The sequence below is a fragment of the Actinomadura viridis genome (assembly GCF_015751755.1).
Classification (GTDB): domain Bacteria; phylum Actinomycetota; class Actinomycetes; order Streptosporangiales; family Streptosporangiaceae; genus Spirillospora; species Spirillospora viridis.
This window is the reverse complement of sequence record NZ_JADOUA010000001.1, coordinates 3,347,921-3,374,666: the sequence shown is the minus strand read 5'-3', so window position 1 is coordinate 3,374,666 and position 26,746 is coordinate 3,347,921. Positions and strand designations below refer to the sequence as shown.

Here is a 26,746-nt window from a genome sequence, read left to right as displayed (position 1 = left end):
CCACGCCGCGTGAGCGTCCGGCGGCCCCTCCGGGGGACCGCCGGAACCTCCTGGTCAGGACGGCGGAGAGGCGGGCGGCCGTCCGGCACGGCCCCCGCCATGCCGGACGCGCGCCGTCCGGGAGGCGGGCTCAGGTCAGGCCGGTGAGCTCGGGCACGCGGTGCCCGTACCGGGCCAGCAGCGCCCGGTTGGTCTCGTCTCCGCCGGGCACGTTGGCGCTGGTCCAGCAGGGCAGCTCGACGCCCTTCGCGACGGCGAGGTCGTCCAGCTCCGCCAGCACCCGCGACCAGGTGTAGGCCGCCAGGACCGTGGAGACCGCCGCGGTGCGCGGCGCCTCCGGCGGGTGCAGGACGTCACCGGGCGGCACGACGGTGTCGAGCACGACCGCGGCGTGGTCGGCCAGGGCGGTCTCGGTCCGCGCCGCGGCGTGCCGGGACGCCCGCGGGGAGGTCACGGCGATCACGGGCACGCCGAGCGCGGCGCACTCCTCGGCGATCTCGACGGGGTACGGGTTGCGCCCGCTGGTGGAGAACACCACGGCCACGTCGGGCGGGGCCGGCGCGGCCTCGCGCACCACCGACCGGCCCAGGCCCTCCTGCCGTTCGGCGCGGGTGCTGCGCACGGCGTCATCGAGGGGCAGCACCGCCGGGTCCCACATGGGCCGGACGGCCGCCAGCCCCCCGGCCCGGTAGAAGGTCTCGCAGACCAGCGCCAGCGAGTGCCCGGCGCCGGCGACGTGCACGATCCCGTCGGCCTCGACGGACCGCAGCAGCAGCGCCGCGGCCTCGCCGATCGCCGTACCGGAACGGGCGTCGAGGTCGTCGAGCAGAGCCCGGACCCGGCCGGGATAGGAGGTCCGGGACGCCTCAGGCATCGGGGCGGGCCTCCTCCGGCAGGGCCCGTCCCAGCTCGGCGGCCATCTCCGCGTCCCCGGCGGCGCCGCGCAGCCGATCGGCCAGGCCCGCCGACAGGGCCCGGGCCAGCGCGGACAGCGACGCGACGTGCGCGTCGGCGTCCGGGGTGCAGAACGCCAGCAGCAGGTCGACCGGGTCGTTGTCGGGGTGGCCGAACTCGACCGGCGCCGCGAGCCTGGTCGCGGCCACGCCGACGGCCAGGCCGCCGTCCTCGGGACGGGCGTGCACCAGGGCCAGGCCCTTGGTCAGCACGATGTAGGGGCCGTCCCGTTCGACGACCCGCACGCAGGCGTCGGGATACCCGGCCGCCGCCGCGCCCATCTCCACCAGGACCCCGGCCGCCGCCCTGGTGGCGGCCCGCCAGCCGTCGGCGTCCACCCCGTCGCGCGCTCCGACCGCGGTCACGCCAGCCAGCCCTTCTCGGCGAGGCGCTCGCGCAGCGCGGCCTGCAGCCCCTCCTTGTCGAGGAAGTCGCTGACGGTGATCACCACCGGGGCCGCGTCGGCGATCTCGTCGGTGTGCATCCCCTGGCCGATGATGACGTCGGCGGTCATCCCGCGGGCGGTGGACAGGTCGGTGTTCTCCACGCGCGCGTCCACGTTCAGCGCGCGCAGCGCGTCCTCGGCGGTCATCTTCAGCATGAGGCTGGAGCCCATGCCCACGCCGCAGACGGCGAGCACCTCCAGTGTGCGGTCCATTGCCATGGCGTCCTTCCCTCCGGTGAATGTCGGGCGGCCCCCCGCGGGCCCCCGGGGGCCGTCCCCCGGCGAACCGGGGGACGGCGTGCGCGGTCAGTTCTTGCCACCGGCCTCCTTGGCGGGCTCGGCGGACTCGGTGGCGGGCGCCCCGCCGGCGCCCTCCGCGCGCCGCTCCCGGCGGCCGAGGAGCAGCAGCGTGCCGACGGTGGCGGCGAGCGCCACGACGGGGACGGCCCAGACGGAGGCGTCCCCGATGATCGGGTCGACCGCCTTCAGCAGCCAGGCGATCGCGTACCAGTCCGGGTCGGCCAGCGTGGCCAGCTCGGGCGCGGTCCGCTCGAACAGGCCCCACGTCACAGCCTGCCCGACGGCCAGCATCAGGCCGGTGATCACACCGCCGATCACCGCGCCGCGCCAGCCCGCCACCACGTTGCCGAACAGGGCCGCCGCGCCGCCCACGAAGAACAGCATGATCATGGGCGGGGCGAGGGTGAACCAGCCCGCCACGGCGAAGACGGCCAGGCAGCCCAGGAACACCGCGGTGGAGGAGACGAAGCCGATCATCACGGCGGTCGGGGCGACCGGGAAGACGGTCGGGGCGTCCAGCGCGGGCCGGGTGCCCGGGATCACCCTGTCGCTGAAGCCCTTGAACGCGGGCACGATCTCGGCCAGGAACATCCGCACGCCGAACAGCAGGATCGCGATGCCGCCCGCGAACCGCAGGCCCACCAGCAGCGCCCACACCCAGGGCGAGAGCTTGGGGTCCATCTCCGCGGCCAGCTTGGCGACCACCTGGTCGTCGGCGAACGCCACCGCGGCCAGCATGATCAGCGAGATGATCAGGGCGGTGCTGACGTTGACGTCCTTGAAGAACGACAGCTGCCGCGGCAGCCTCACCTTCTCGGTGTCGTGCCGCTCGCGGTCCCCGAACGGGCGCGCGGCGTACCCGGTGACCAGCGCGGCCAGCGAGCTGGTGTGCGCGAACCCGAACCGGTCGTCGGGCATCACCCGGCGCATCAGCGGCCGCATCCACAGCGGCTGGAGCGTCCAGTACGCCGCCACGAACCCGGCGCCGCACAGCACCAGCGTGAGCTGGTCGGCACCCGGTGCGATGGTGACCAGCGAGGCCACCACCACCGTGCTGATCCAGAACATCAGGTGCCCGGTCAGGTAGAGGTACCGGGCGGCCGGGAAGATCCGGACGATCAGCACGTGCAGCAGGAACGCCACGGTGATGACCAGCGCGATCGTCCCGCCCTGGGCGCCCAGGAAGTCGGTCAGCGTGTTGTCGGCCTTGGGCGGTGTCGTCCCCATGGCGTCGGCGAGGACGGTCTGGAAGCTGGACAGGCCGCCGGTGAAGACCTCGATGCCGATGAACAGGATGACCACGCCGATGGTCGCCCGCAGGGCACCGGCGAGGGTGTCCTCGAAGCGCTTGCGCTGCAGCAGCAGCCCGACCAGCGTGATCAGCCCGATGAGGATGGGCACCTGGCCGAACACGTTGTCGGCCAGGAACGTGAGTGTGTCCTTGATGATGTCCACGGTTGGGTCTCCGTCTCCTGCGGGGCACCGAGTCCCGGCCGCGGCGCGGTCGGTCCGGGGTTCGGATCTGGCGGTGCGCCGGTGCCCCCGCCGGCGCGGATGAAGCGATGGGACTGGTGAGCTGGGTCGGGTGGCGTAGCGGGCGGGTGGTCGAAGGTCGCGAGGGTGGTGGGGTCAGAGGTCGAGGGGTCGAAGGGCGAGGTGTCGAAGGGACTTTCGGGGTCTCGGAGGGGACCGGTCGCGGGCGTCCGGGGACGCCTGCGGACGGTGCCTTATGGAGATGGGCGGCGTATGGAGATCAGTGGCGTGGGGAGGCGGGTGCCGTACGAGGGCGGGTCGCTGCGAGCGGCCCGTGCCCTCCCCGCGGGATGCCTGGTCGTGTGGAGCTAGCGCGGGACCGGTTTCAGCTCCAGTTCGAGCCGGTAGCGGTCCCCCCGGTAGAGCGACCGGACGTACTCCACCGGTGTGCCCTCCTCGCTGTGGGAGATCCGCTGGAACAGGAACGCGGGCGTGTGCACCGGAACTCCCAGCACCTCGGCCTCCTCGGCCGTGGTGACGGTCGGCTCGATCGTCTCCCGGCCGGAGGCGAGGACGATGCCGCGTTCCCGCAGCAGGGTGTAGAAAGACCGTCCTTCCAGATCCTCGCGGCGCAGTTCCGGCACCAGCGCCCGGGGCAGGTAGAGCGTCTCGATCGCCATGCTGGCCCCGTCCGCCAGCCGGAGGCGCCGAATGGTAAATACCTCTTCAGTCGGCGAGATGGACAGCCGCCGGCCGATCTTGGCACCGGCGGTCTCGGCGCGGAACGACAGCACCCGCCCGCCCGGCCGCATGCCGCGCCTGGCCATGTCCTCGCTGAACGAGGTCATGGTCAGCGCCACCGCGATCCGGGGCTCGGCCACGTAGGTGCCGCTGCCGTGCCGGCGGTCGAGCAGGCCCTGCGTGACCAGCTCGTCGATCGCCGCGCGCAGCGTCGGGCGGGACACCCCCAGCTCCTCGGCCAGCCGGCGCTCGGACGGCAGCGCGTCGCCGACGTCCAGCTCCTCCAGCATGGCCATCAGCTCGCGGCGCACCACCCGCCGTTTCGTGGTCGCAGGCCCGGGCTCACCGACGGATCGCACGCCGCTCACCTCCCCCTCCGTTCGTACCGTCGGGCACCAAGGTTAGGCACCGGATCCCAATTGGTCAATACCACTTTGGAACGGTCTCTTCCGCGCTCCCGAGAGCGGCGGACCGCGGCGGCGGCGCGCACGGGCGGTCAGGCCTCCAGTTGCGCCATGGCCTTGCGGACGCGCTTGTCGGAGACGGGGAAGCGGGTGCCGAGCTGCTGGGCGAACAGGCTGACCCGCAGCTCCTCCAGCATCCAGCGGATCCGCCGGACGGCCTCCTCGTCGCGCCGGGCCGGATGCAGCCGCTGGAGGAACCTCTCGTACTCGGCCTCCATCGTCCCGGCCTGGTGCATGAGCTGCCGGTCGCGGGCCGGGTTCTCGGGGAGGCGGTCCAGGCGGATCCGCAGCGCCCGCAGGTAGCGGGGCAGGTCGGGCAGCCGCTGCCAGCCCGTCTCGGTGACGAACCCGGGGTGGACGAGCGCCGACAGCCGTTCCCGCACGTCGGTCAGTGCGGGCACGAGGGTCAGGCTGACCGTCCCCCGCAGCCGGCGGTCGATCTCATGGGACTCGGCCAGGATCCGTTCCACCTGGGCCACGATCGCGGCGGTCGCGTCGTACAGGTCGGCGCGGACCCGGTCGTACAGCGCCCGGAAGCCCGCCTCGTCCCAGGCCGGGCCGCCGGCCTCGGCGATCAGCCGGTCGGCCGCGGCCGCCACGCAGTCGTCGAACAGGGCCGCCACGGAGCCGTGCGGGTTGTGGCTGAGCGCCAGCTTGCCCTGGTTGGTCAGCCGGCCCTGGATCGTCTTGACCGGGGACGGGGCGTTCAGCAGGATCAGCCGCCGGGTCCCGCGCCACATCGCGCGGCGCTGCTCGGCCTCGGTCTCGTACATGCGGACCGCGACGGTGCCGCCCTCGTCGGTCAGCGCCGGGTACGCCTTGATCTCGTAGCCGGCCTGGGTGCGCCGGTAGGTGCGCGGCAGCTCCCCGATCGTCCACTCGCGCAGGCCGGTGCGCTCGACGCCCTCGGCGGTCGCGGCCTTGGAGAGGGTGCCCCGCACCTTGCCCTGGAGGGTGCGTTTGAGGGCGTCCAGGTCGGTGCCCTCGGCGAGGACCCGGCCGCGGTCGTCGGCGACCCGGAAGGTGACGCGCAGGTGGGCGGGCAGGCGGCTCAGGTCCCACGCCTCGCGGGCCACCTGCACTCCGGTCATGTCCTGCAGCTCGCGGCCGAGGGCGTCCAGCAGCGGCTCCGTCCGGGGCGAGAGGCGTTCCAGCAGCTTGCGGGCGTAGTCGGGGGCCGGGACGAAGTTGACCCGCAGCTGCTTGGGCAGGGAGCGGATCAGCTCGGTGACCAGCTCGGCGCGCAGCCCCGGCACCTGCCACTCGAAGCCGTCGGGCCTGACCTGGTTGAGCACATGGACGGGGATGTGCACGGTGACGCCGTCGGCGCCGCCCTCGCGCTCGCCGCCGCGGGGGCCGTCGAGGCCGGCGGGACGCGAGCCCGGCTCGAAGCGGTAGGTCAGCCGCAGCAGCAGCGGGCCCTGCTGCCAGGCGTCGGGGTAGTCGGCCTCGCTGACGTCGCCGGCGCCCTGGTTGATGAGCATCGACTTCTCGAAGTTCAGCAGGTCGGGCTCGGCGCGGCGGGCCGCCTTCCACCAGGTGTCGAAGTGGCGGCCCGACACGACGTCGGCGGGGACCCGCTCGTCGTAGAAGTCGTAGAGGGTCTCGTCGTCGACCAGGATGTCGCGGCGCCGGGCGCGGTGCTCCAGCTCCTCGACCTCCTCCAGCAGCGCGCGGTTGTCGTGGAAGAACCGGTGCCGGGTCTCCCAGTCGCCCTCGACCAGGGCGTGCCTGATGAACAGGTCCCGGGAGACCTCCGGGTCGACGCCGCCGTAGTTGACGCGGCGCTGCGCCACGATCGGGACGCCGTAGAGGGTGACCTTCTCGTACGCCATGACCGCGGCCTGCTTCTTGGACCAGTGCGGCTCGCTGTAGGAGCGCTTGACCAGGTGCCCGGCCAGGGGCTCGACCCACTCGGGCTCGATCCTGGCGTTGACCCGCCCCCACAGGCGGGAGGTCTCGACGAGCTCGGCCGCCATCACCCACCGCGGCGGCTTCTTGAACAGCGACGATCCGGGGAAGACGGCGAATTTGGCGCCGCGGGCCCCCAGGTACTCGTTGAGCTGGCGGCGGCGCTGGCCGCCGCCGTCGTCCTTCTTGTCGATGTCCATGAGGCCGATGTGCGACAGCAGGCCGGCCAGCAGCGAGACGTGCACCCGGTCGGGGGCGGCGTCGGCGGTGTTGGGCGTGACGCCGAGGGTCTTGGCGACCTGCTTGAGCTGGGAGTGCAGGTCCTGCCATTCGCGTACGCGCAGGAAGTGCAGGAACTCGTTCTTGCACATCCGCCGGAACTGGCCGCCCGACAGCTCCCGCTGCCGTTCGGCGAGGTAGTTCCAGAGGTTGAGGTAGGCCAGGAAGTCGGAGGTGGGGTCGGCGAACCGGCGGTGCTTCTCGTCGGCGGCCTGCTGGTGCTCGGCGGGGCGCTCGCGCGGGTCCTGGATCGACAGCGCCGAGGCGATGATCAGCACCTCGCGGACGCAGCCGTTCTCCTCGGCCGCCAGGACCATCCGGCCCAGCCGCGGGTCGATCGGCAGCTGCGCCAGCCGCCGCCCGGTCTCGGTGAGGCGCTTGCGCGGGTCCTTCTCGGCCGGGTCGAGGGCGCCCAGCTCGTGCAGCAGGTCGACGCCGGCCTTGACGTTGCGGCGGTCCGGCGGCTCGACGAACGGGAACGCGGCGATGTCGCCCAGCCCGAGCGCGGTCATCTGCAGGATGACCGAGGCCAGGTTCGTCCGCAGGATCTCCGGGTCGGTGAACTCGGGCCGGGACTGGAAGTCCTCCTCCGAGTAGAGCCGGATGCAGATGCCCTCCGAGACGCGCCCGCAGCGGCCCTTGCGCTGGTCGGCCGAGGCCCGCGAGATCGGCTCGATGGGCAGCCGCTGCACCTTGAGCCGGTGGCTGTAGCGGGAGATGCGGGCGGTGCCGGGGTCGATGACGTACTTGATCCCGGGGACGGTCAGGGACGTCTCGGCGACGTTGGTGGCGAGCACGATCCGCCGGCCCCGGTGCGGCTGGAAGACGCGGTGCTGCTCGGCCGCCGACAGCCGGGCGTACAGCGGGAGGACCTCGGTGGCCTGACCGCGGCGGCCCTGGAAGTGCTTGGTGAGCGCGTCGGCGGTGTCACGGATCTCGCGCTCGCCGCTCAGGAAGACCAGGACGTCGCCGGGCGCCTCCAGGGCCAGCTCGTCCACCGCGTCCAGGATGGCCTGGACCTGGTCGCGGTCGGGGTCGGCACCGGGATCGTCGAGGTCGGTCCCGCCGTCGTCGGCAGCGCCGGTGAGCGGCCGGTAGCGCACCTCCACCGGGTAGGTGCGGCCGGACACCTCCACGATGGGGGCGTCGTCGAAGTGCTGGGAGAACCGCTCGGGGTCGATCGTCGCCGAGGTGATGATCACCTTCAGGTCGGGGCGCCGGGGCAGGATCTCCTTGACGTATCCCAGCAGGAAGTCGATGTTGAGGCTGCGTTCGTGCGCCTCGTCGATGATCAGCGTGTCGTAGCGGCGCAGGAGCCGGTCGGTCTGGATCTCGGCGAGCAGGATGCCGTCGGTCATCAGCTTCACCAGCGTGCCGTCGCTGGACTTGTCGGTGAAGCGCACCTTGTAGCCGACGGCCTCGCCCAGCTCGATGCCCAGCTCCTCGGCGACGCGGTCGGCGACGGTACGGGCGGCCAGCCGGCGCGGCTGGGTGTGGCCGATCGAGCCGAGCACACCGCGGCCCAGCTCCAGGCAGATCTTGGGAAGCTGGGTGGTCTTGCCCGACCCGGTCTCACCGGCCACGATCACCACCTGGTGGTCGCGGATGGCCGCCGCGATGTCGTCCTTGCGCCGGCTGACCGGGAGCTGCTCCGGATAGGTGATCGCGGGCACCGCGGCGCGGCGGCGGGCGACCCGGCGCTCGGCGGCCTCGACGTCGGCGGCGATCTCGCCGATCACCCGCTCGCGGCGGGCGTCGTCGCGCATCTTCTGCGTCCCGTCGATGCGGCGGCGCAGCCGGTGCCGGTCCACCGGCATCAGCTCGGGCAGGCGCGCGCGCAGCTCGGCGAGCGGCGATCTCACAGGTGTCCTCATAACCGTCGACAAGGATAGGTTCCAGGCCGTCGTGACCTCGCGGCCGGCACGGCCGTTCCCGCGACCTTCGACCGTAGCCCGCGCCGGCGGCGGGGGCGATCGATTTTCCGGCGCGGCCCGCGGGCCGGGTCGCGCGGCCCCTCCCCCGGGCGTCCCCGCCGGCACCGCGCCCCGGCCCGAAGTGGATCAACGTCCCGCGGGGGCACGGCATTCCATCCTCCGGGAGGCGGTGCGAACGGCGGGTGGATCCCCCATCATGGGCTCGCATGGGGACTCCGGAGGCGGCGGGACGCTATCGGATCGAAAGGCTGCTCGGTACGGGGGGATTCGCGGCGGTCTGGCTGGGTCTGGACGGGGAACTGGACGCGCCGGTCGCGGTCAAGATCCTGGCCGACCACTGGGCCCTCCGCGCGGACGTGCGGGAACGCTTCGTCCAGGAGGCCCGGCTGCTGCGCCGGGTGGACTCGCACCGGCTGGTCCAGGTCTTCGACATCGGCGAGCTGGAGGACGGCCGCCCGTACTTCGTGATGACCTACGCCGACCGGGGCAACCTGGAGGAGCGCCTGGCGGCCGGGCCACCGCCGCTTAACGAGGCGCTGCGCCTGGCCCGGGAGATCGCCGAGGCGGTGCGCGACCTGCACGAGCGCGGCGTCGTGCACCGCGACCTCAAGCCGTCCAACGTGCTGATCCGCTCCGTCCCCGGCGGCGGCGAGCGCGTCCTGCTCTCCGACCTGGGCATCGCACGGACCGACGACCGGCTCTCCAGCCTGACCCTGCCCGCGGGGTCCCCGGGGTACATGGCCCCCGAGCAGACCCAGGTCGACGGCGCCCCCGACCGGCGCGCGGACGTGTACGGGCTGGGCGCGCTCACCCACCACCTGCTGACCGGGGAGCCGCCGGGCGAGCGGCGGCGCCCGCCGAGCGACCTGGCGCCGGCCGTCCCGCCGGCGGTGGACGCGATCGTGCTGCGCGCGCTGGAGCCCGACCGCGACCGGCGGTGGCCGTCGGCGGAGGCCTACGCCGACGCCCTCGCCCGGATCACCAGCAGGATCGACACCGGTCCGCCGGCGGGCGCCGGCGCCACCCCGGTTCCGGGCCCGGCCCGGCGGCCGGGGCGCCGGCGGCGGCTCGTGCTGCTGGGCGCCGGCCTCACGGCCGCCGTGGTGGCGGCCGGGTCCGCCGCCGCGCTCCTGTTCTCCCCCGGCGGGGACGGCGCCCGCGGCGGGGGCGGGGGCGGCCGGGACGGGGCCGCGGCGGCGGCCGATCCGGGCGGCCGGTGGCTGCGCGCCGGCGCCGGGATCCCGCCCGAGTACCGGGGGCTGATCGTCCAGGCGGGCACCTGGTGCGGGATGAGGGGGCTGAGCCCGGCGCTCATCGCGGCGATGCTCAAGACCGAGAGCGACTTCGACCCGCACCTGTCCGATCCCGGGGAGCGCGAGTACGGCATCGCCCGGTGGTCCCCTCATGTGCTGGTGCACTGGCAGCCGGGCGGGCTGGACAACCCCGAGCCCAGGCCGTCCGAGATCACGCCGGAGCTGTCGATCCCGGCGATGGGCCGCTACCTGTGTTACTGGGGCAAGGACCTGGCCGGGGTGCCCGGCGACCCCGCGCTGAACCTCGCCGTCGCGTACCGCTCGTCCGCCGGGACGGTCCGGCGGGAGGGCGGCGTGCCGGCCAGGCACCGGCCGTACGCCGAGAAGGTCCGGCACTACCTCCAGGCGTACACGCCTTAGGGCGCCGCGCGTCCCCGCCCGGACGTCTCCGGGCGTCTCCGGGCGAGGAGCGCGCGGACGCGCGGAAGCGCGCGGAAGCGGGCTCAGCCGGCGCCGTAGACGGGTTCGGGGGCGGGCGCGCGCGCCAGCAGGTCGCCGACGGCCGCGCCGATCTCGGCGGGGTCCCAGCGGGCGCCCCGGTCGACGGACGGGCCGTGGCGGAAGGCGTCCATCACGCAGATCCGGCCGCCCTCGACCTCGAAGACCCGGCCGGTGACGTCCCGGGACTCCGGCGAGCCGAGCCAGACCACGAGCGGGGAGACGTTCTCCGGGGCCATCGCGTCGAAGGCGCCCTCGGCGGGCGCGGCCATGGTCTGCGCGAAGACCTCCTCGGTCATGCGGGTCCGGGCGGCGGGCGCGATCGCGTTGACGGTGACCCCGTACCGGCCCAGTTCGGCGGCGGCGACCAGGGTGAGCCCGACGATCCCGGCCTTGGCGGCGGAGTAGTTGCCCTGGCCGACGCTGCCCAGCAGCCCGGCGCCCGAGGAGGTGTTGACGACGCGGGCGTCCACGGGGCGGCCCGCCTTGCTCTCGGCGCGCCAGTGGCGGCCCGCGTGCTTGAGCGGCAGGAAGTGCCCCTTGAGGTGGACCCGCATGACCGCGTCCCACTCGTCCTCGGCGAGGTTGACCAGCATCCGGTCGCGCAGGAACCCGGCGTTGTTGACCAGGACGTCCAGGCGCCCGAACGCCTCGATCGCGGTGGCGACCAGCGCGGCGGCGCCCTCGTCGGTGGCGATGTCGTGGGGGCTGGCCACGGCCTGGCCGCCGAGCCTCCCGATCTCCGCGACCACCTCCTCGGCGGGACCGGCGGACGCGCCGCCGGTGCCGTCGCGGGCCACGCCCAGGTCGTTGACGACGACCCTGGCGCCTTGGCGGGCGAACTCCAGCGCGTGCGCGCGGCCGAGGCCGCGCCCGGCTCCGGTGATGACGACCACGCGGTCCTTGCAGATCACTTCGAGTCCTCCCCGGTCTTTCCGGTACGGGTGGCGGGACCGCCGGCGGCCTCGCCGGCCGGCCGGTCGACGTTGGCGGCGTCGAGGAAGGCGGGGCGCTCTCCCCCGCCGTGCAGGGTCAGCGTGGACCCGGAGACGTAGGCGGCGAGGTCGGAGGCCAGGAACGCGCAGGCCGCGCCGACGTCGCGGGGGTCGGCCAGGCGCCCCAGCGGAACGGTCCGCTCGACCGCCGCGATCCCCTCCTCGTCGCCGTAGTGCAGATGGGAGCTCTCGGTGCGGACCATGCCGAGGGTGATGGCGTTGACCCGCACGCGCGGGGCCCATTCCACGGCCAGCGACGCGGTGAGGTTCTCCAGGCCGGCCTTGGCCGCCCCGTACGCGGCGGTGCCGGGCGAGGGACGGGTCGCGCTGACGCTGCTGATCATGATGATCGAGCCGCCCTCCGGCCGCTCCAGCATCCGCTCGCGGACCGCCCTCGCCATGACCAGCGGGGCGGTCAGGTTGAGTTCGATGATCTTCGCGTGGACGGCCGGGTCGCCCTCGGCCACCGGCAGGAACGGGGTGCCCCCCGCGTTGTTGACCAGCACGTCGACGCGGTCCAGGCCGCGCGCGAACGCGCCGGCGGCGGCGGGGTCGCGCACGTCCAGCGCGGCGAACCGGGCCGTGCGCCCGCCCGCCGAGGGGAGTTCGGCGGGTTCCCGCCGGGCGACCGCGACCACCTCGGCCCCGGCCTCCAGGAGGGCCCGGCTGATGCCGAGCCCGACACCGCGCACGCCTCCGGTGACCACCGCGACCCGGCCGCTCAGATCCAGCGCCAGCACATCGCTCCCTCCGTCGGTGCTCTGCTACGGTCATGTCTAACAAACGTTTGGTGGAAAGGTAGCGCATGGGAATCTCCACCACGAGTCACCCAGGCGGGGTCACCGAGATCGTCGTCGACGCGCCGCCGGTCAACGCGCTGACCGTACGCGGCTGGCACGACCTGGCCGACGCGGTCACCGCGGCCGGCCGGGACGCCGCCACCGGCGCGGTCGTGCTCCGCGCGGAGGGGCGCGGCTTCAACGCCGGCGTCGACATCAAGGAGATGCAGGCCACCGAGGGCCACACCGCGCTCGTGGGCGCCAACCGGGGCTGCTACGCGGCCTTCGCCGCCGTCTACGACTGCGAGGTGCCGGTCGTCGCGGCCGTGCACGGTCACTGCCTGGGCGGCGGCATCGGCCTGGCGGGCAACGCCGACGTCGTCGTGGCCTCCGAGGACGCCTACTTCGGGCTGCCGGAGGTCGACCGGGGCGCGCTCGGCGCCGCCACCCACCTGGCGCGGCTCGTACCGCAGCACCTGATGCGTGCGATGGTGTACACCTGCCGCAACGTCACCGCCGCGGAGCTGCACCACCACGGCTCCGTGCTGGAGGTGGTGCCCGCGGGCGAGCTGCGGGCCAAGGCCCTGGAGGTCGCCGGGACCATCGCGGCCAAGGACCGCTACGTGATCCGGCGCGCCAAGGAGTCGCTGAACGGCATCGACCCCGTCGACGTCAGGCGCAGCTACCGCTTCGAGCAGGGCTTCACCTTCGAGCTCAACCTGGTCGGCGCGGGCGACGAGCACCGCGACGCGTTCGTGCGGCACGGGGCGGGACGGGGGACGGACCGGTGAGCGCTCCCGGCAAGGTCATGGACATCGACGAGGTCGTCGGCTCGCTGGAGAGCGGGATGACGATCGGGATCGGCGGCTGGGGCTCGCGCCGCAAGCCGATGGCGCTGGTCCGCGCGATCTGCCGTTCCGACCTGACCGACCTGACCGTGGTCTCCTACGGCGGGCCCGACGTCGGGCTGCTGTGCGCGTACGGCAAGGCGAAGGCCGTGGTGGCCCCGTTCGTGACCCTCGACTCGGTGCCGCTGGAGCCGCACTTCCGCGCGGCGCGGCAGGCGGGCGCGGTCGCGTTCACCGAGTACGACGAGGGCATGTTCATGTTCGGGCTGTACGCGGCGGCGCACCGGCTGCCGTTCCTGCCCACCCCGGCGGGGCTCGGCTCGGACGTCCTCAAGGTCAACCCGCACCTGCGCACCGTCCGGTCGCCCTACCACGACGGCCCCGAGGACGGCGGGGAGCTCATCGCCGTCCCGCCGCTGAAGATGGACGCCGCCCTCGTCCACATGAACCGGGCCGACCGCCGCGGCAACGCCCAGTACCTCGGGCCCGACCCGTACATGGACGACCTGTTCGCCAAGGCCGCCGGGCGCACCTACGTCTCGTGCGAGCGGATCGTCGAGACGGCCGGGCTGCTGAAGGAGGGTCCCCTGCAGTCCCTGCTGATCAGCCGGTCGCACGTGGCCGGGGTGGTGGAGACGCCGGGCGGCGCCCATTTCACCCTCGGCGAGCCCGACCACGGCCGGGACGAGAGGTTCCAGAGGCTCTACGTCGAATCGGCCTCCGATCCGGAGAAGTGGGCGGCCTTCCGCGACCGCTTCCTGTCCGGCGACGAGGCCGCGTACCAGGCGGCCGTGCGGGCGTGGCGGGAAGGGGAGCGATGAGCACGGGAACGGCGACCCGGGCCGAGGTCTGCGCGGCCGCGTGCGCCGACCTCTTCCGGGGGGACGGCGAGATCGTGGCGGCGGCGGTCAGCGGGATGGTGCCCGCGCTCGGCGCCCGGCTGGCGCGGCTCACCTTCGAGCCGGGCCTGCTGACGACCGACGGCGGGCCGCTGCTGACCGCCGAGCCCGTCCCGCTGGGCGCCCCGGCCGGTGACGTGGAGGGCTGGCTGCCGTTCCGCGACCACCTGTGGCTGGTGCTGAACGGGCGGCGGCACGTGGTGCTGGGGGCCAGCCAGATGGACCGGTACGGCAACTCCAACATCTCCTGCATCGGGGACTGGGAGCGGCCCAGGTCGCAGCTGCTCGGGGTGCGCGGCGCCCCCGGCAACACCAAGGTCAACACCACCAGCTACTGGATCCCCAAGCACTCCCGCCGGGTCTTCACCGAGAAGGTCGACTTCGTGAGCGGCATCGGCCAGGACAGAGGCGCCCACGACCTCCGCGCGGTGGTCACGAACCTGGCGGTGCTCGACTTCGCCACCCCCGACCGCCGGCTAAGGCTGCGCTCGGCGCACCCGGGGGTGAGCGCGGAGGAGATCGCCGAGAGCACCGGGTTCGACCTGGTGATCCCCGGCGAGGTCCCCGAGACGCGCGTCCCCACCGGCGAGGAGCTGCGGATCATGCGCGAGGTGCTCGACCCCCGCGGGCTGCGGGAGCGCGAGGTCCCCTCGTGACCGGCCAGGTCCTCGACACCCCGCTGACCCGCCTGACCGGGGTCCGGCACCCCGTCGTGCAGACGGGCATGGGCTGGGTGGCGGGGCCGCGGCTGGTGTCGGCGGTGGCGAACGCGGGCGGCCTGGGGATCCTGGCGTCGGCGACCATGACGCTCGACCAGCTCGGCGGGGCGATCCGCGAGGTCAGGGAGCGGACCGGCGCGCCGTTCGGGGTCAACCTCCGCGCGGACGCCGGTGACGCCGGCGAGCGCATCGACCTGCTGATCCGGGAACGGGTCAAGGTGGCCTCGTTCGCGCTGGCGCCCCGTCCCGAGCTGATCGCCAGGCTGAAGGACGCCGGGGTGGTGGTGATCCCGTCGGTGGGCGCCCGGCGGCACGCCGAGAAGGTCGCGGCCTGGGGCGCCGACGCGGTGCTCGTCCAGGGCGGCGAGGGCGGCGGGCACACCGGGCCGGTCGCGACCACCCTGCTGCTGCCCCAGGTCGTGGACGCCGTGGACGTCCCGGTGATCGCGGCCGGGGGGTTCTTCGACGGGCGCGGGCTGGCGGCGGCGCTGGCCTACGGGGCGGCGGGCGTGGCGATGGGCACCCGCTTCCTGCTGACCTCCGACAGCGCGGTGCCCGAGGAGGTCAAGGAGGTCTACCTCCGCACCGCGGAGACGACCGTCACCCGTCAGGTGGACGGCATGCCGCACCGGGTGCTGCGCAGCGACCTGGTGGACGCCCTGGAGCGGTCGGGCCGGGCCGCGGCCCTGGTCCGGGCGGCGCGCAACGCCGCCCGGTTCCGCCGGCTGTCGGGCCTGTCCTGGCGGGCGATGATCGCCGACGGGCGGTCGATGAGGCGCGGCAAGGACCTGTCCTGGTCGCAGGTGCTGATGGCCGCCAACACCCCCATGCTGCTGAAGGCCGCGATGGTGGACGGCCGTCCCGACCTGGGGGTGATGGCGTCCGGCCAGGTGGTCGCCGTGATCGACGACCTGCCGAGCTGCGCGGAGCTGATCGCCTCGATCGTCACGGGCGCCGCCGAGGCGATCGCCGCCCAGCGGTCGCACCTGGCCGCGCCGTAGCGGCGCCGTAGCGGCGCCGTAGCGGCGCCGCGGCCCGCCGGGCGCGTCAGACGAGGGGCCGGCCCTTGCGGATGCGGCGGCGCGCGTCCCAGAGGTAGAGGTTCCAGGGGAATCCCCGCAGCGCGCGGGGCATGACCCGGTTGGCCGCGGCGGCGCGGCGGAGGAGACGGTCGAAACGCGCCTGGTCCCGGTCGGTCCAGGGCAGGCCGAGCTCGGCGCGGAACTCCGGCGGCAGGAACCCCATGGTCACGAACTGGTGGAACGACCCGAAGGTCCGGTGGACCGGGCCGGGCAGGAACGTCATGCCGGCCAGGCCCTGCAGGTAGGCCCTGGTGACCTTGTCCATCTCCAGGCGCTCCAGCGAGGCGCGCCAGTACTCCTCGAAGGCGGCCCGGTCGGCGGGCCACATGTCCGCCGGCACCTGCAGCGTGGTGCCGAAGCGGGAGGCGTGCCGGTAGAGGGTGTCCAGGACCTGCGGGCTCGGCGGCCCGTACAGCGCCGTGAGCACGTCCTCGGTCCCCCGGTACAGGCAGGCCGCGACCCACAGCTGCAGCTCGCGGTCGAAGGCGTTGTAGCGGACCGGGCTGGAGTCGTCGGAACGGACCGGCCGGTGCGACCGGTTGACCTCCTCGCGCAGGACCGCCCGCTCGCGGTCGGTGCCGTGCCAGGCGAGCGCCACGTAGCTCAGCGTGGTCCGCGTCCGCTTGATCGGATGCTTGTCGATCCGGCCGCTGTCGACCTTGCTCTCGGCGACGCCCCGGCCGACCGGGAGCCGCGCCAGCTGCATGACGACGTTCGCCGAGGCCGCGGTCAGCGCGAACCAGTGCAGCGCGTGGCGGACGGCGTCCGGGACGTCGTCCGGGACGTCCGCCGGGGTCCCGGAGGCGTCCGGGGCCTTCGAGGTCTCCGAGGCGGGCACGCGACCGGCCGCTCCAGTGGCCATGGATCCTCACTTCGATGCACGGGGGGATACGTGCGAGGCACCGGGAGGGCCCGGATCTCGCACGCCCCACCGTGACATCGGTAAGTGGTCACTTGCAACGTGACGTAGGCCACTGGAACGGCCGGCCGCGGGCCGCCGGGGCGGTCAGGCGACCGTTCCCGCCTCGCGCAGGCGGGCGATCTCGCCGTCGCCGTAGCCGAGTTCGGCCAGCACCGCGTCGGTGTGGTCGCCCAGCCCCGGGATCGGGTCCATCCGGGCCTCGACGCCGGCGAAGGTGATCGGCGGCAGGATCGCGCGCAGGGCGCCGACCGGCGAGCCGACCTCCCGCCACCGGTCGCGCTCGGCCAGCTGCGGGTGCGCGACCAGGCCGTGGCCGTCGTTCAGCGTGGCGCTGGGCACCCCGGCCTCGTCCAGGCGGCGCAGCAGGTCCGCGCGGCCCATCCGGGACGTGGTCCGCGCGATCAGCGCGTCCACCTCGGCGCGGTTGCGGACGCGTGCCTGGTTGGTGGCGTAGTCCGGGTCGGTGACCAGGTCGGGGCGGTCCAGCACCCCGGTCGCCAGGGCGGCCCAGCCCCGGTCGTTCTGCACGCCGATGACCACGTCCACGCCGTCGGCGGTCGGGTAGGCGTCGTACGGCGCGATGACCGGGTGGCCGAGCGTGGACCGCGGCGGCGGCGCGCCGGTGTAGAGCGTGCTGTAGAGGGCCTGGCCCATCCACTCGGCGACCGCGTCGAACATCGACACCTCGATCGACGCCCCCTCCCCCGTCGTGCCGCGCCGCACCAGGGCCGCCAGCACGCCGGAGAACGCGTACACGCCCGCGGCGATGTCGGCCAGCGGCGAGCCCGCCTTGACCGGGGTCTCGGGGGTACCGGTGACCGAGACCAGGCCCGCCTCGGCCTGCACGAGCATGTCGTAGGCGCGCTTGTCGCGGTACGGGCCGCGCGAGCCGTACCCCGACATGTCCACCACGATCAGCCGGGGCCGGTCCGCGCGCAGGACGGAGGCGGCCAGCCCCATCCGGGCCGCCGCCCCGGGCGCGAGGTTCTGCAGGAAGACGTCGGCGCCCGCGATGAGCCGTGCCAGGATCGCCCGTCCCTCGTCCCGCTTGAGGTCGATCGCGATCGACTCCTTGGACCGGTTGAGCCAGGCGAAGTGCGTGCCCAGCCCGCCCCGTATCCCGGCGTCGTAGGCGCGGGCGAAGTCGCCGCCGTCCACCCGCTCCACCTTGACGACCCGGGCGCCCAGGTCGGCGAGCTGGCGGGTGGCGAACGGCGCGGCCACCGCCTGCTCCAGCGCGACGACCGTGATCCCCTCCAGCGGGCGCACGGCCGGTTCCGTCCCGGGCACCGCTCAGCCCTCGAGCAGCCGGCGGCCGATGATCATCTTCTGGATGTCGGCGGTGCCCTCGCCGATCAGCAGCATCGGCGCCTCCCGGTACAGCCGCTCGATCTCGTACTCCTTGGAGTAGGCGTAGCCGCCGTGGATGCGGAAGGACGCCTCCACGACCTCCTTGCAGTACTCGCTGGCCAGGTACTTGGCCATCCCCGCCTCCAGGTCGTTGCGCTGCCCGGAGTCCTTGCGGCGGGCGGCCATCACCACCATCTGGTGCGCGGCCTCGACCTTGGTCGCCATCTCCGCCAGCCGGAACATGACCGCCTGGTGCTCGGCGATCGGCCGGCCGAACGTCTCGCGCCGCCGGGCGTAGTCCAGGGCCAGCTCGAAGGCGCGGCGGGCCACGCCGCTGCCGCGGGCGGCCACGTTGACCCGGCCCACCTCCACGCCGTCCATCATGTGGTAGAAGCCGCGGCCGGGCGTCCCCCCGAGGATCTTCGCGGCCGGGACGCGATGGGAGTCGAAGAGGAACTCGGTGGTGTCGACGCCCTTGTAGCCCATCTTCTCGATCTTCCCGGGGATGGTCAGGCCGGGGGCGACCTCCCCGAAGCCCGGCGTCTTGTCGATCAGGAAGGTGGTCATGCCCTTGTGCCCGGCGTCGGGGTCGGTCTTGACCAGGGTGGCGACCAGATGGGACGAGCCGCCGTTGGTCAGCCACATCTTCTGCCCGGTGATCAGGTAGTCGCCGCCGTCCGGCACCGCGCGGGTCCGGATCGCCGACACGTCCGAGCCGCAGCCCGGCTCCGACATGGAGAACGCGCCGCGGATCTCGCCGGCGGCCATCTTCGGCAGGTAGTGCGCCTTCTGCTCGGGAGTGCCGTGCTGGGAGATCATCCAGGCCACGATGAAGTGGGTGTTGACGATCCCCGACACGCTCATCCAGCCGCGCGCCAGCTCCTCCACCACCAGGGCGTAGGTCAGCAGCGACTCGCCCAGCCCGCCGTACTCCTCGTCGATCACCAGCCCGAACAGGCCCAGCTCGATCATCCCGTCGACGATGCGCTGCGGGTAGGCGTCGGCGTGCTCCAGTTCCGTGGCGACCGGGAGGATCTCCTTGTCGACGAAGGACCGCACCGTCGCCAGGATCTCCCGCTGCTCCTCACTCAGCCCATGGGTCTGCTGCAACCTGCTCACGATCGGGCTCCTCGGACGCTCGCAAATTTTTTATACGATATGGCTCGGCCGGTCGGCAGGGAAAGGGGGCCTCACTCCTTCGCCCCGGTGTCCTCGCCGCGCTCCCCGTCCCAGAAGCCCTGCCCCTCCAGATGGACCACGAGCAGGGTGCCGGCGTGCCGGATGTGGGCGCGCATCGCCTGCCGCGCGGCCTCGGCGTCGCCCGCCCGCAGCGCCGCGAGCACCAGCTGGTGGTCGTCCACCGACGCCTGGCTCCAGCCCTGGATGCTGGAGTAGAACCGGCGCGGCGCGTACCGCACGACCAGCTGCAGCAGCCAGGCGGTCTTGGGCGACCGCGCGGACAGGTTGATCACGCGGTGGAACTGGTGGTTGGCGCGCTCGATGGCCTCGGGGTCGCGGGCGGCGGAGGCCCGTTCCAGCTGCCGCTGCGTCCCGTCGAGCGCGGCCAGCTCGTCCTCGGTGACGTGCGCGGCGGCGCGGGCGGCCAGCTCACCGGCGAAGTACGCCTGCGCCTCGAAGAGGTCCTGGACGTCCTGGCGGCTGAGCGGCGCCGGCATGAACCCGCGCCGCGGCTCCAGCCGGACGAACCCCTCGCCGCGCAGCGACAGCAGCGCCTCGCGCACCGGGGTGACGCTGACGCCCAGGTCATCGGCGATCCGTTCCAGGCGCAGGAACTCCCCCTGCCTGACCTGCCCCGACATGATGAGATCGCGGATGTAGGCGGCCACCTCGTCGCCGAGCTGGCGGCGCCGGCCGAGCACCCGGTCACCCGGAGGGGCCACCGTCATCGCCTCCCGTCGCTCCCGAATCTCGGAACGAAATATATGAGAGCCCGCCGGGCCGGGGCCCGCCTGGGCACCGGTTCGCGGCGGGCCGCCCCGCCCGGCCCCGAGCGCCGGGGAGGCCCGCCGCGAACCGGACGCCGGTCAGAGCCGTTCGAGGACGGTGACGTTGGCCTGGCCGCCGCCCTCGCACATGACCTGCAGGCCGTACCGGCCGCCGGTGCGCTCCAGCTCGTGCAGCAGCGTCGTCATCAGGCGCGCGCCGGTGGCGCCGAGCGGGTGGCCGAGGGCGATCGCGCCGCCGTTGGGGTTGGTCCGGGCCGGGTCGGCGCCGGTCTCCTTCAGCCAGGCCAGCACGACCGGCGCGAACGCCTCGTTGATCTCCACGGCGTCGAGGTCGCCGATCGTCATCCCGGTCTTCTTGAGGGCGTGCGCGGTGGCGGGGATCGGCGCCGACAGCATCCGGATCGGGTCCTCCCCCCGCGCGGAGATGTGGTGCACGCGGGCCCGCGGGGTCAGGCCGTGGTCGCGGACGGCCCGTTCGGAGGCCACGAGCAGCGCCGCGGCGCCGTCGGAGATCTGCGAGGACAGCGCGGCCGTCAGCCGGCCGCCCTCGACCAGGGTCCGCAGGCCGGCCATCTTCTCCACCGTGGTGTCGCGGCGCGGGCCCTCGTCGGTGGCGGCGTCGCCGTACGGGGCGATCTCGCGTTCGAACCGGCCCTCGTCGATGGCCCGGATCGCCCTCTGGTGCGAGCCGTAGGCGAACTCCTCCATCTCCGCGCGGGAGATGTCCCAGTCACGGGCGATCATCTCGGCGCCCGCGAACTGCGACACCTCGCGGTCGCCGTACCGGCGCCGCCACCCCTCCGAGCCCGCGTACGGGCCGGAGGTGAAGCCGAGCGGCTCGGCCGCGGTCATGGCGTAGGCGATCGGGATCTGCGACATGTTCTGCACGCCGCCCGCCACCACCAGGTCGGCGGTGCCCGACAGGACGGCCTGGGCCGCGAAGTGCACGGCCTGCTGCGACGAGCCGCACTGGCGGTCCACGGTCACGCCGGGGACCTCCTCGGGCAGGCCCGCCGCCAGCCACGCGGTCCGGGCGATGTCACCGGCCTGCGGGCCCACGGTGTCGACGCATCCGAAGACGACGTCGTCCACCGCCGCCGGGTCCGCCTTCGACCGGTCCATCAGCGCGTTCAGGACGTGGGCGCCCAGGTCGGCGGGGTGCGCCGACGACAGCGCGCCGCCGCGGCGGCCGACCGGGGTGCGGACCGCCTCGACGATGTAGGCCTCGGCCATGGGTTCTCCTCCAGGGGTGCCGTAGGGGGTGTCGGCTCGCCGCGGTCAGCCGGATCCGCGCTGGATCCCCTCCAGGACCATGGCGAGGTACTGCTTGGCGATGTCGTCGGCGGACAGCCGCCCGCCGGGCCGGTACCAGTTGGCGGCCACCCAGACGGTGTCGCGGACGAACCGGTACACCAGCCCGACATCGAGGTCGGCGCGGAAGACGCCCTCCGCCACGCCCCGCTCCAGCAGGGACGTCCACATCTCCTCGAAGCGGCGGTGCGAGTCGAGCAGGTAGCGGAAGCGCTCGCCGGTGGCCAGGTGCTTGGACTCGTTCTGGTAGAGGACGACGGCGGGACGGTGCCGGTCGATGCAGCGGAACGACTCGGCGACGATGGCCTCCAGCGTCTCGCGGGCACCGAGCCCGGCGCCCAGGACGCGGTCGTAGGCGGCCCACATATCGCCGAGGAAGGTCGACAGGATCTCGTCGGCCATGGCCTCCTTGGAATCGAAGTGGTAGTAGAGGCTGCCGCCCAGGATGCCGGCGGCGTCGGCCACCTGCCTGATGGTGGTGGCGGCGTACCCCTGCGCGGCGAAGACCTCGGCGGCCGTGGCGAGCAGCTCGGCCCGCCTCCCCTCGCGCGGAGGGGTCGCTTCGGTGTCGCGGCGTCGTGGGCTCATGGTGGGCGGTTCCTCACGGGTGCTGGCTGGAGACGGAGACGACCTCCCCCGTCATGTAGGACGAGTAGTCGCCGGCCAGGAAGACGATGACGTTGGCCACCTCCCATGGTTCCGCATAGCGGCCGAAGGCCTCCCGCGCGGTCAGCTCGTCCAGCAATTCCTGCGAGGTCACCTTCACCAGGTGCGGGTGCATGGCCAGGGACGGGGCGACCGCGTTGATCCGCACGCCGTGCGGGGCGGCCTCCAGCGCGGCGCAGCGGGTGAGGGCCATGACCCCCGCCTTGGCGGCGGCGTAGTGGGACTGCCCGCGCTGCGCCCGCCAGCCGACCACCGACGCGTTGTTGACGATCACCCCGCCGGTGTCCTGGTCCCGCATGATCCGCAGGGCGGCGCGGGTGCAGCGCATGGTGCCGTTCAGGGTGACGTCCAGGACCCGGTCCCATTCGGCGTCGGTCATGTCGGCCAGCTCGGCGGTGCCGCCGAGCCCGGCGTTGTTGACCGCGACGTCGATCCGCCCGAACCTCTCCACGGCCAGCTCGTACAGCGCCCGGACCTGCGCCTCGTCGGTGACGTCGCAGGGCAGCGCGGCGACCCTGTCCGCGCCGAACTCCTCCTCCAGCTCCCGGCGGCCGCTCTCCAGGCGGCGCTCGTGCGCGTCGGAGACGAGCACCCGGGCGCCCTCCTCCAGGCAGCGGCGCGCGGTCGCGCCCCCGATCCCCGCCCCGGCCGCCGCGGTGATCACCACGGTCCGGCCGAGCAGCAGGTCGCGCGGGGCGGGGCGGGCGGGCAGGGGCGGCTCCCCGGTCGTCGTCAACGCGTTCCCTCCCTGGTCTCGCGGGGCAGTCCGAGCACGCGCTCGGCGATGATGTTGCGCTGGATCTCGTTCGAGCCTGCGTAGATGGTGTCGGCGCGGGAGAACAGGAACAGCCGCTGCCAGTCGTCCAGGTCGTACGGCTCGCCGGCGGCGACCAGCCCGGACGCGCCCAGCACGTCCATGGCCAGCTCGCCGAGCTCGCGGTGCCAGGTGCCCCAGACCAGCTTGGAGATGGACGACTCGGGGCCGGGCGCGCCGGCGGCGACGCCCGCCATGGTCCGGACGGCGTTCAGCCGCATGATCTCCAGGCCCATCCAGGACCGGGTGAGCCGGTCGCGCAGCAGCGGGTCGTCGATGGCACCGGTCCGGCGGGCCAGCGCGATGACGCCCTCCAGCTCGCGCCGGAACCCCACCTGCTGGCCGAGGGTGGCGACCCCGCGCTCGAAGCCCAGCGTGGCCATCGCGATCTTCCAGCCCTCGCCCGGGGCGCCCACGATGTCGTCCGCGCCGGCGCGGGCGCCGTCGAAGAAGACCTCGTTGAACTCCGAGGTGCCGGTCAGCTGCACGATCGGCCGGATCTCCACGCCGTCCTGCCGCATCGGGACCAGCAGGTAGGACAGCCCGCGGTGGCGGGACGAGCCCGGCTCGGTCCGGCAGACCACGAAGCACCGGTCCGCCTCCAGGGCCAGGGAGGTCCAGACCTTCTGGCCGGTGATCCGCCACCCGTCCCCGTCCCGTTCGGCCCGGGTCTGCACGTTGGCCAGGTCCGACCCCGCGTCCGGTTCGGAATAGCCCTGGCACCACAGCTCCCGGACGGCCACGATCGGCGGCAGGAAGCGCTCCCGCTGCTCCGGCGTGCCGAACGCCAGCAGGGTCGGGCCGAGGAGGTTCTCGCCGATGTGGCCGACCCGGGCGGGCGCGCCGGCCAGGGCGTACTCCTCGTTGAAGATCACCTGCTGGGCCAGGGTCGCGCCGCGCCCGCCGTACTCCTCGGGCCAGCCGACGCAGGTCCAGCCGGCCGCGGCCATGTGCCGTTCCCAGGCCAGCCTGATCTCGAACGCCTCGTGCTCGCGCCCCGGGCCGCCCAGCCCGCGGGCGCCGGAGAACTCGCCCGACAGGTTGTCCTCGAGCCAGGCGCGGACCTCGGCCCGGAAGGCCCGGTCCTCGGGGGTCTCGTTCCGCTCCACCCCCGTACCCTACCAAGCACTTGTTAGATTCGGATCATCGGATCCGTACCGCGAACAGGGTCGTGTCGTCGGCGGCGCGGTCGTGCTCCATCCTGGCCAGCACCCGGTCCAGCACGGGACCGGGCTCGTCCGAACGTTCGCCCAGGATCGCGGTGAGCCGATCGATCTGCTCGTCCAGATCCGCGTCCCGCCGCTCCACCAGCCCGTCGGTGTAGAGGAACATCAGGTCGCCGGGCTGCAGCCGGGTGGTGATCGTCGAGTACCGCACCGAGGGCACCGCGCCCAGCATCGGGCCGGGGTCCACCTCCAGGATCCTGGCGTCCCCGTCGCGCACCAGGATCGGCGGCAGGTGCCCCGCGCAGGCCCACTGCATGACCCGGCCGCGCGGGTCGTAGCGGGCGACCAGAGCCGTCCCCGTGGCGGCCCGGTCCGGGTCGATCTGGCCGACCATCTCGTTCAGCCACCCCATGAGGCGCCCCGGCGGCTGGCCCGTGTAGGCCAGGCCGAGCAGCCCGTTGCGGGTGCGCGCCATCGCCGCCGCGGCGGGCAGCCCGTGCCCCGCCGCGTCCCCGATCGCGAACATCCCCCGCCCGTCGGGCATCGGCCGGGTGGCGAACCAGTCACCGCCGATCCGGGCCACGCTCTCGGCCGCCAGGCTCCGCACGGTGATGTCCAGCCCGGGCAGCAGGGCCAGCTCCTCGGGGTCGGGCAGGATCGCCCGCCGCAGGGTCACCGCCACCCGCCGCTCCTGCGCCATGCGGGCCTGCTGCCGCAGCATCTCCCGCCGCGTCTCGGCCAGGGCCCGTTCGATGCCGCGCCGCCGGGTGATGTCCTGGGAGACCATGTTGACCGACACGGGACGGCCGGACGCGTCCAGCACCGGCTCTGCGAAGATCCACAGATGCCGCTGCTCGCCGTCCGGCGTCGTGATCCGGTGTTCCATCTCCACCGCGGAACGGCGGCTGAGCATGGTCTGGATCCGCTCCTCGACCAGCGGCCGGTCCTCGTCCACCACCAGCTTGACCAGCTCGTCCGGCAACGGCGCGGGCTGCCGCGGGTCCATCCCGTAGTTGCGGGCCATCTGCGGCGACCACTCCATCTCGTCGGTCGCCAGGTCCCATTCACCGAACCCCATGAGCGCCAGCCGCCCCACCCGCTCCAGCCGCCGGCGCATGCGGTCCTCGTCGTCGTGGTACCGCCACGTCAGGCACAGGCCCGTCGGCACCGGAACGCAGCGCACGGTCATCCGCGTCGTCCGGGACACGCCCTCCTGCGCGGTCGAGAACTCGAACGGCCCCTTCTTGAACGGCGTCCCCGTCTCCAGCGACTCCACGTACGACGCGAACAGGCCGAGCAGGGCCGACCCGGGATCCACGCGGAGCATCCGCTGCCCCAGCAGCTCGGCCCCCCGCCTGCCGAACAGATCCTTGGTGGCGTCATTGGCCCCCGCGTGCAGGAAGTCGACCACCGTCCCGTCGTCACCGCGCACCGGCACCAGGTGGACCGCCGCGTCGATCGAGCCGTCCAGGACCGCCTGTGCCGCCGGGTCGTCGGGAAGCCCCGCGAGCAGCTCCGCGTCCCCCGCCGCGTCCGGCTCCGAGACCGGCAGCACCGGCGGCGCGACACCCGGCACCCGGACGGCCTCCCGTTCGACCGGCCGGCCCGGCAGCTCCATGGGAAGCGACTCACCGCGCACCCCCGTCACCAGGGCGGCGGCCTCCTCCAGCTCCATGTCCAGGTCGCGCGCCAGCCAGATCAGGTGCTGGAGCGCCTCACCCGGCTGGACGCCCAGGCGGCCTGCGAGCACCACCCGGGCCTCGGCGATGATCGCCCGGCCCCGCGCGGCCCCCCGCAGATCCGCCAGCTCCGGTACCAGCGGCGTGCTCTCCGCTTCCCTCACCCCCAGATCCCGATGGGCGCACCGTCGCGCCACGAGAGAAGAACCGTACATAAGGCTAGGAGCAGCCTTAATGGGACACTTCACCTGAGAGCCGGTATTTGCCGGTGGGTTGCGGTGTTGGAACCCGCCCTTTAAGAATCCGCGGCCCGGTCGACCTGCCGGGTCAGCGAGGTCAGCCGCCCCGCCGCGACCTGGAACGACGACCCCGCCGGATGCAGTGTCAGCACCACCACGATCCGCCGGTCACCCTCCCCCACCACCCCGGTCGTGTGCAGCACCGGACGCCCCAGCCCCAGATCGGGCGCCGACGCCGGCCGGACCCCGCGGCACGGCACCGCCGGGACGTCCCCGAACCCCGACCACCCCTGCTTGACCGCCCAGGGCCTCGGCAGCGCCCGCGGGATCCCGAAGTACTGGTCGTACCGGTCGGTCCCGCACGGCGTCGCCTTCCGCAGTTCCCCCATGATCAGGTCCCGGTGCGCCGCCGGCGCCCGCTCCAGCAGGTACCGGTACGCCTTGGCCACGTCCAGCGCACTGATCGCCGTATACCCCCAGAACCCCGGCTTCTCCGCGGGCGGCGGCCGGGTGTCGCGCAGCCCCATCCGCGCCGCCGACCGCTCGATGATCGCCCCCTGGCCGCCCCGCTTCCAGAGCCCCGTGGCCGCCGCGTCGTCACTGGACCGCAGCATCGGCCGCAACAGCGCCAGATCCGGCACGTCCCCCTTGGCCCGCAGGTGGTCCAGCGCGATGAGGATCTTCACCACCGACGCCGACCGGAACGTCCGGCGCGCCCCGTCCTGAAGCAGCGTCCGCCCCTCCACCCGGTCGAACACCACGTACCCGGCCCGCACCCCGGCGGGAACCCGCACGTGCGGCTTACGCGACGCCGGAGCCCGGCTCGCCGTCTCCCCACCCGAAGGCCGCTCCGCCGCCGTACTCACCGACCCCGCCCCCGGCCCCGCCCCGTCGCCACCGCAACCACCAACGATCATGACGCCGGCGACGACCAGCGCCGTACGCCCCACCAACGAGATCACCGGACCTGCCTACCAGATCCACACCGCCCCCCGGGGCCGCGCATTGAAGTACGCACCCGCCCTCAGACTGCGCTACAGTTAACACGCCTGCTCCGC

23 protein-coding genes are annotated in these 26,746 nt (G+C 73.8%); 5 read left to right on the top strand and 18 right to left on the bottom strand.

The window, feature by feature from the left end; all coding sequences use genetic code 11:
- Positions 1 to 130: 130 nt before the first annotated feature.
- The 6 genes from IW256_RS15205 to hrpA all read right to left on the bottom strand — a co-directional run bounded on the left by IW256_RS15205 (position 131) and on the right by hrpA (position 8,441).
- Entirely contained in the window at positions 131 to 874 is a 744-nt protein-coding gene (locus IW256_RS15205) for a sugar isomerase domain-containing protein (RefSeq protein WP_197011601.1), read from the bottom strand.
- Positions 867 to 1,319 carry a PTS sugar transporter subunit IIA gene (locus IW256_RS15200; protein ID WP_197011600.1) on the bottom strand — a complete coding sequence of 151 codons (453 nt, stop codon included), beginning with the start codon at positions 1,317 to 1,319 and terminating at the stop codon, positions 867 to 869. Before IW256_RS15200 ends, IW256_RS15205 begins: the two co-directional genes overlap by 8 nt.
- Complete coding sequence (locus tag IW256_RS15195) at positions 1,316 to 1,612, bottom strand: PTS sugar transporter subunit IIB (protein ID WP_197011599.1); 297 nt, start codon at positions 1,610 to 1,612, stop codon at positions 1,316 to 1,318. Before IW256_RS15195 ends, IW256_RS15200 begins: the two co-directional genes overlap by 4 nt.
- Positions 1,613 to 1,705: 93 nt before the next feature.
- Positions 1,706 to 3,154, bottom strand: a complete 1,449-nt coding sequence (locus IW256_RS15190) for a PTS ascorbate transporter subunit IIC (protein WP_197011598.1) — start codon at positions 3,152 to 3,154, stop codon at positions 1,706 to 1,708.
- A gap of 386 nt (positions 3,155 to 3,540) precedes the next feature.
- Positions 3,541 to 4,272, bottom strand: coding sequence for a GntR family transcriptional regulator (locus tag IW256_RS15185; RefSeq protein ID WP_307828897.1), 732 nt, complete (start codon positions 4,270 to 4,272; stop codon positions 3,541 to 3,543).
- 137 nt (positions 4,273 to 4,409) lie between these two features.
- Entirely contained in the window at positions 4,410 to 8,441 is a 4,032-nt protein-coding gene (gene hrpA, locus IW256_RS15180; RefSeq protein ID WP_197011597.1) for an ATP-dependent RNA helicase HrpA, read from the bottom strand.
- A 266-nt stretch (positions 8,442 to 8,707) separates the two neighbouring features.
- On the opposite strand from hrpA, the gene IW256_RS15175 reads away from it, so the two are divergent.
- Entirely contained in the window at positions 8,708 to 10,174 is a 1,467-nt protein-coding gene (locus IW256_RS15175) for a serine/threonine-protein kinase (protein ID WP_197011596.1), read from the top strand.
- Between the two features lie 83 nt (positions 10,175 to 10,257).
- On the opposite strand, the gene IW256_RS15170 is transcribed toward IW256_RS15175, so the two are convergent.
- Together IW256_RS15170 and IW256_RS15165 are read right to left on the bottom strand one after the other, a co-directional pair.
- A complete protein-coding gene (locus tag IW256_RS15170) occupies positions 10,258 to 11,166 on the bottom strand; it encodes an SDR family oxidoreductase (protein WP_197011595.1) in 909 nt (302 codons plus the stop codon).
- Entirely contained in the window at positions 11,163 to 11,987 is an 825-nt protein-coding gene (locus IW256_RS15165) for an SDR family oxidoreductase (protein WP_197011594.1), read from the bottom strand. Before IW256_RS15165 ends, IW256_RS15170 begins: the two co-directional genes overlap by 4 nt.
- Before the next feature lie 65 nt (positions 11,988 to 12,052).
- Here IW256_RS15165 and IW256_RS15160 point away from each other — a divergent pair, with 65 nt between their 5' ends.
- From IW256_RS15160 to IW256_RS15145, 4 genes are read left to right on the top strand one after another with little or no spacing between them, the layout of a single operon-like run.
- Positions 12,053 to 12,817 carry an enoyl-CoA hydratase family protein gene (locus tag IW256_RS15160; RefSeq protein WP_197011593.1) on the top strand — a complete coding sequence of 255 codons (765 nt, stop codon included), beginning with the start codon at positions 12,053 to 12,055 and terminating at the stop codon, positions 12,815 to 12,817.
- A 17-nt stretch (positions 12,818 to 12,834) separates the two neighbouring features.
- Positions 12,835 to 13,695 carry a CoA transferase subunit A gene (locus tag IW256_RS15155; protein WP_197016322.1) on the top strand — a complete coding sequence of 287 codons (861 nt, stop codon included), beginning with the start codon at positions 12,835 to 12,837 and terminating at the stop codon, positions 13,693 to 13,695.
- Positions 13,692 to 14,429 carry a CoA-transferase subunit beta gene (locus IW256_RS15150; protein WP_197011592.1) on the top strand — a complete coding sequence of 246 codons (738 nt, stop codon included), beginning with the start codon at positions 13,692 to 13,694 and terminating at the stop codon, positions 14,427 to 14,429. Before IW256_RS15155 ends, IW256_RS15150 begins: the two co-directional genes overlap by 4 nt.
- Positions 14,426 to 15,493, top strand: coding sequence for an NAD(P)H-dependent flavin oxidoreductase (locus IW256_RS15145; protein WP_197011591.1), 1,068 nt, complete (start codon positions 14,426 to 14,428; stop codon positions 15,491 to 15,493). The genes IW256_RS15150 and IW256_RS15145 overlap by 4 nt, the downstream gene beginning before the upstream one ends.
- 46 nt (positions 15,494 to 15,539) lie before the next feature.
- Here IW256_RS15145 and IW256_RS15140 read toward each other — a convergent pair whose 3' ends face one another.
- The 10 genes from IW256_RS15140 to IW256_RS15095 all read right to left on the bottom strand — a co-directional run bounded on the left by IW256_RS15140 (position 15,540) and on the right by IW256_RS15095 (position 26,482).
- The gene (locus IW256_RS15140) at positions 15,540 to 16,436 is read right to left on the bottom strand and encodes an oxygenase MpaB family protein (RefSeq protein ID WP_197011590.1); all 897 of its coding nucleotides are present in this window, start codon (positions 16,434 to 16,436) and stop codon (positions 15,540 to 15,542) included.
- Between the two features lie 144 nt (positions 16,437 to 16,580).
- Complete coding sequence (locus tag IW256_RS15135) at positions 16,581 to 17,786, bottom strand: CaiB/BaiF CoA transferase family protein (protein ID WP_307828896.1); 1,206 nt, start codon at positions 17,784 to 17,786, stop codon at positions 16,581 to 16,583.
- A 3-nt stretch (positions 17,787 to 17,789) separates the two neighbouring features.
- Positions 17,790 to 18,965 (bottom strand): acyl-CoA dehydrogenase family protein, encoded by a 1,176-nt coding sequence (locus tag IW256_RS15130; protein ID WP_197011589.1) that lies wholly within the window; start codon positions 18,963 to 18,965, stop codon positions 17,790 to 17,792.
- Between the two features lie 71 nt (positions 18,966 to 19,036).
- Positions 19,037 to 19,753, bottom strand: a complete 717-nt coding sequence (locus tag IW256_RS15125; protein ID WP_197011588.1) for a GntR family transcriptional regulator — start codon at positions 19,751 to 19,753, stop codon at positions 19,037 to 19,039.
- Positions 19,754 to 19,891: 138 nt separating this feature from the next.
- A complete protein-coding gene (locus IW256_RS15120) occupies positions 19,892 to 21,046 on the bottom strand; it encodes an acetyl-CoA C-acetyltransferase (protein WP_197011587.1) in 1,155 nt (384 codons plus the stop codon).
- Positions 21,047 to 21,091: 45 nt separating this feature from the next.
- A complete protein-coding gene (locus tag IW256_RS15115; RefSeq protein ID WP_197011586.1) occupies positions 21,092 to 21,712 on the bottom strand; it encodes a TetR/AcrR family transcriptional regulator in 621 nt (206 codons plus the stop codon).
- A gap of 13 nt (positions 21,713 to 21,725) precedes the next feature.
- Positions 21,726 to 22,526 (bottom strand): SDR family oxidoreductase, encoded by an 801-nt coding sequence (locus IW256_RS15110; protein WP_231403789.1) that lies wholly within the window; start codon positions 22,524 to 22,526, stop codon positions 21,726 to 21,728.
- Positions 22,523 to 23,713, bottom strand: a complete 1,191-nt coding sequence (locus IW256_RS15105) for an acyl-CoA dehydrogenase family protein (protein ID WP_197011585.1) — start codon at positions 23,711 to 23,713, stop codon at positions 22,523 to 22,525. The genes IW256_RS15110 and IW256_RS15105 overlap by 4 nt, the downstream gene beginning before the upstream one ends.
- 34 nt (positions 23,714 to 23,747) lie before the next feature.
- On the bottom strand, positions 23,748 to 25,613 hold the full coding sequence (locus IW256_RS15100) for a SpoIIE family protein phosphatase (RefSeq protein ID WP_307828895.1): 1,866 nt from the start codon (positions 25,611 to 25,613) through the stop codon (positions 23,748 to 23,750).
- Positions 25,614 to 25,744: 131 nt separating this feature from the next.
- Positions 25,745 to 26,482 (bottom strand): class A beta-lactamase-related serine hydrolase, encoded by a 738-nt coding sequence (locus tag IW256_RS15095; RefSeq protein ID WP_231403788.1) that lies wholly within the window; start codon positions 26,480 to 26,482, stop codon positions 25,745 to 25,747.
- Positions 26,483 to 26,746 lie beyond the last annotated feature (264 nt).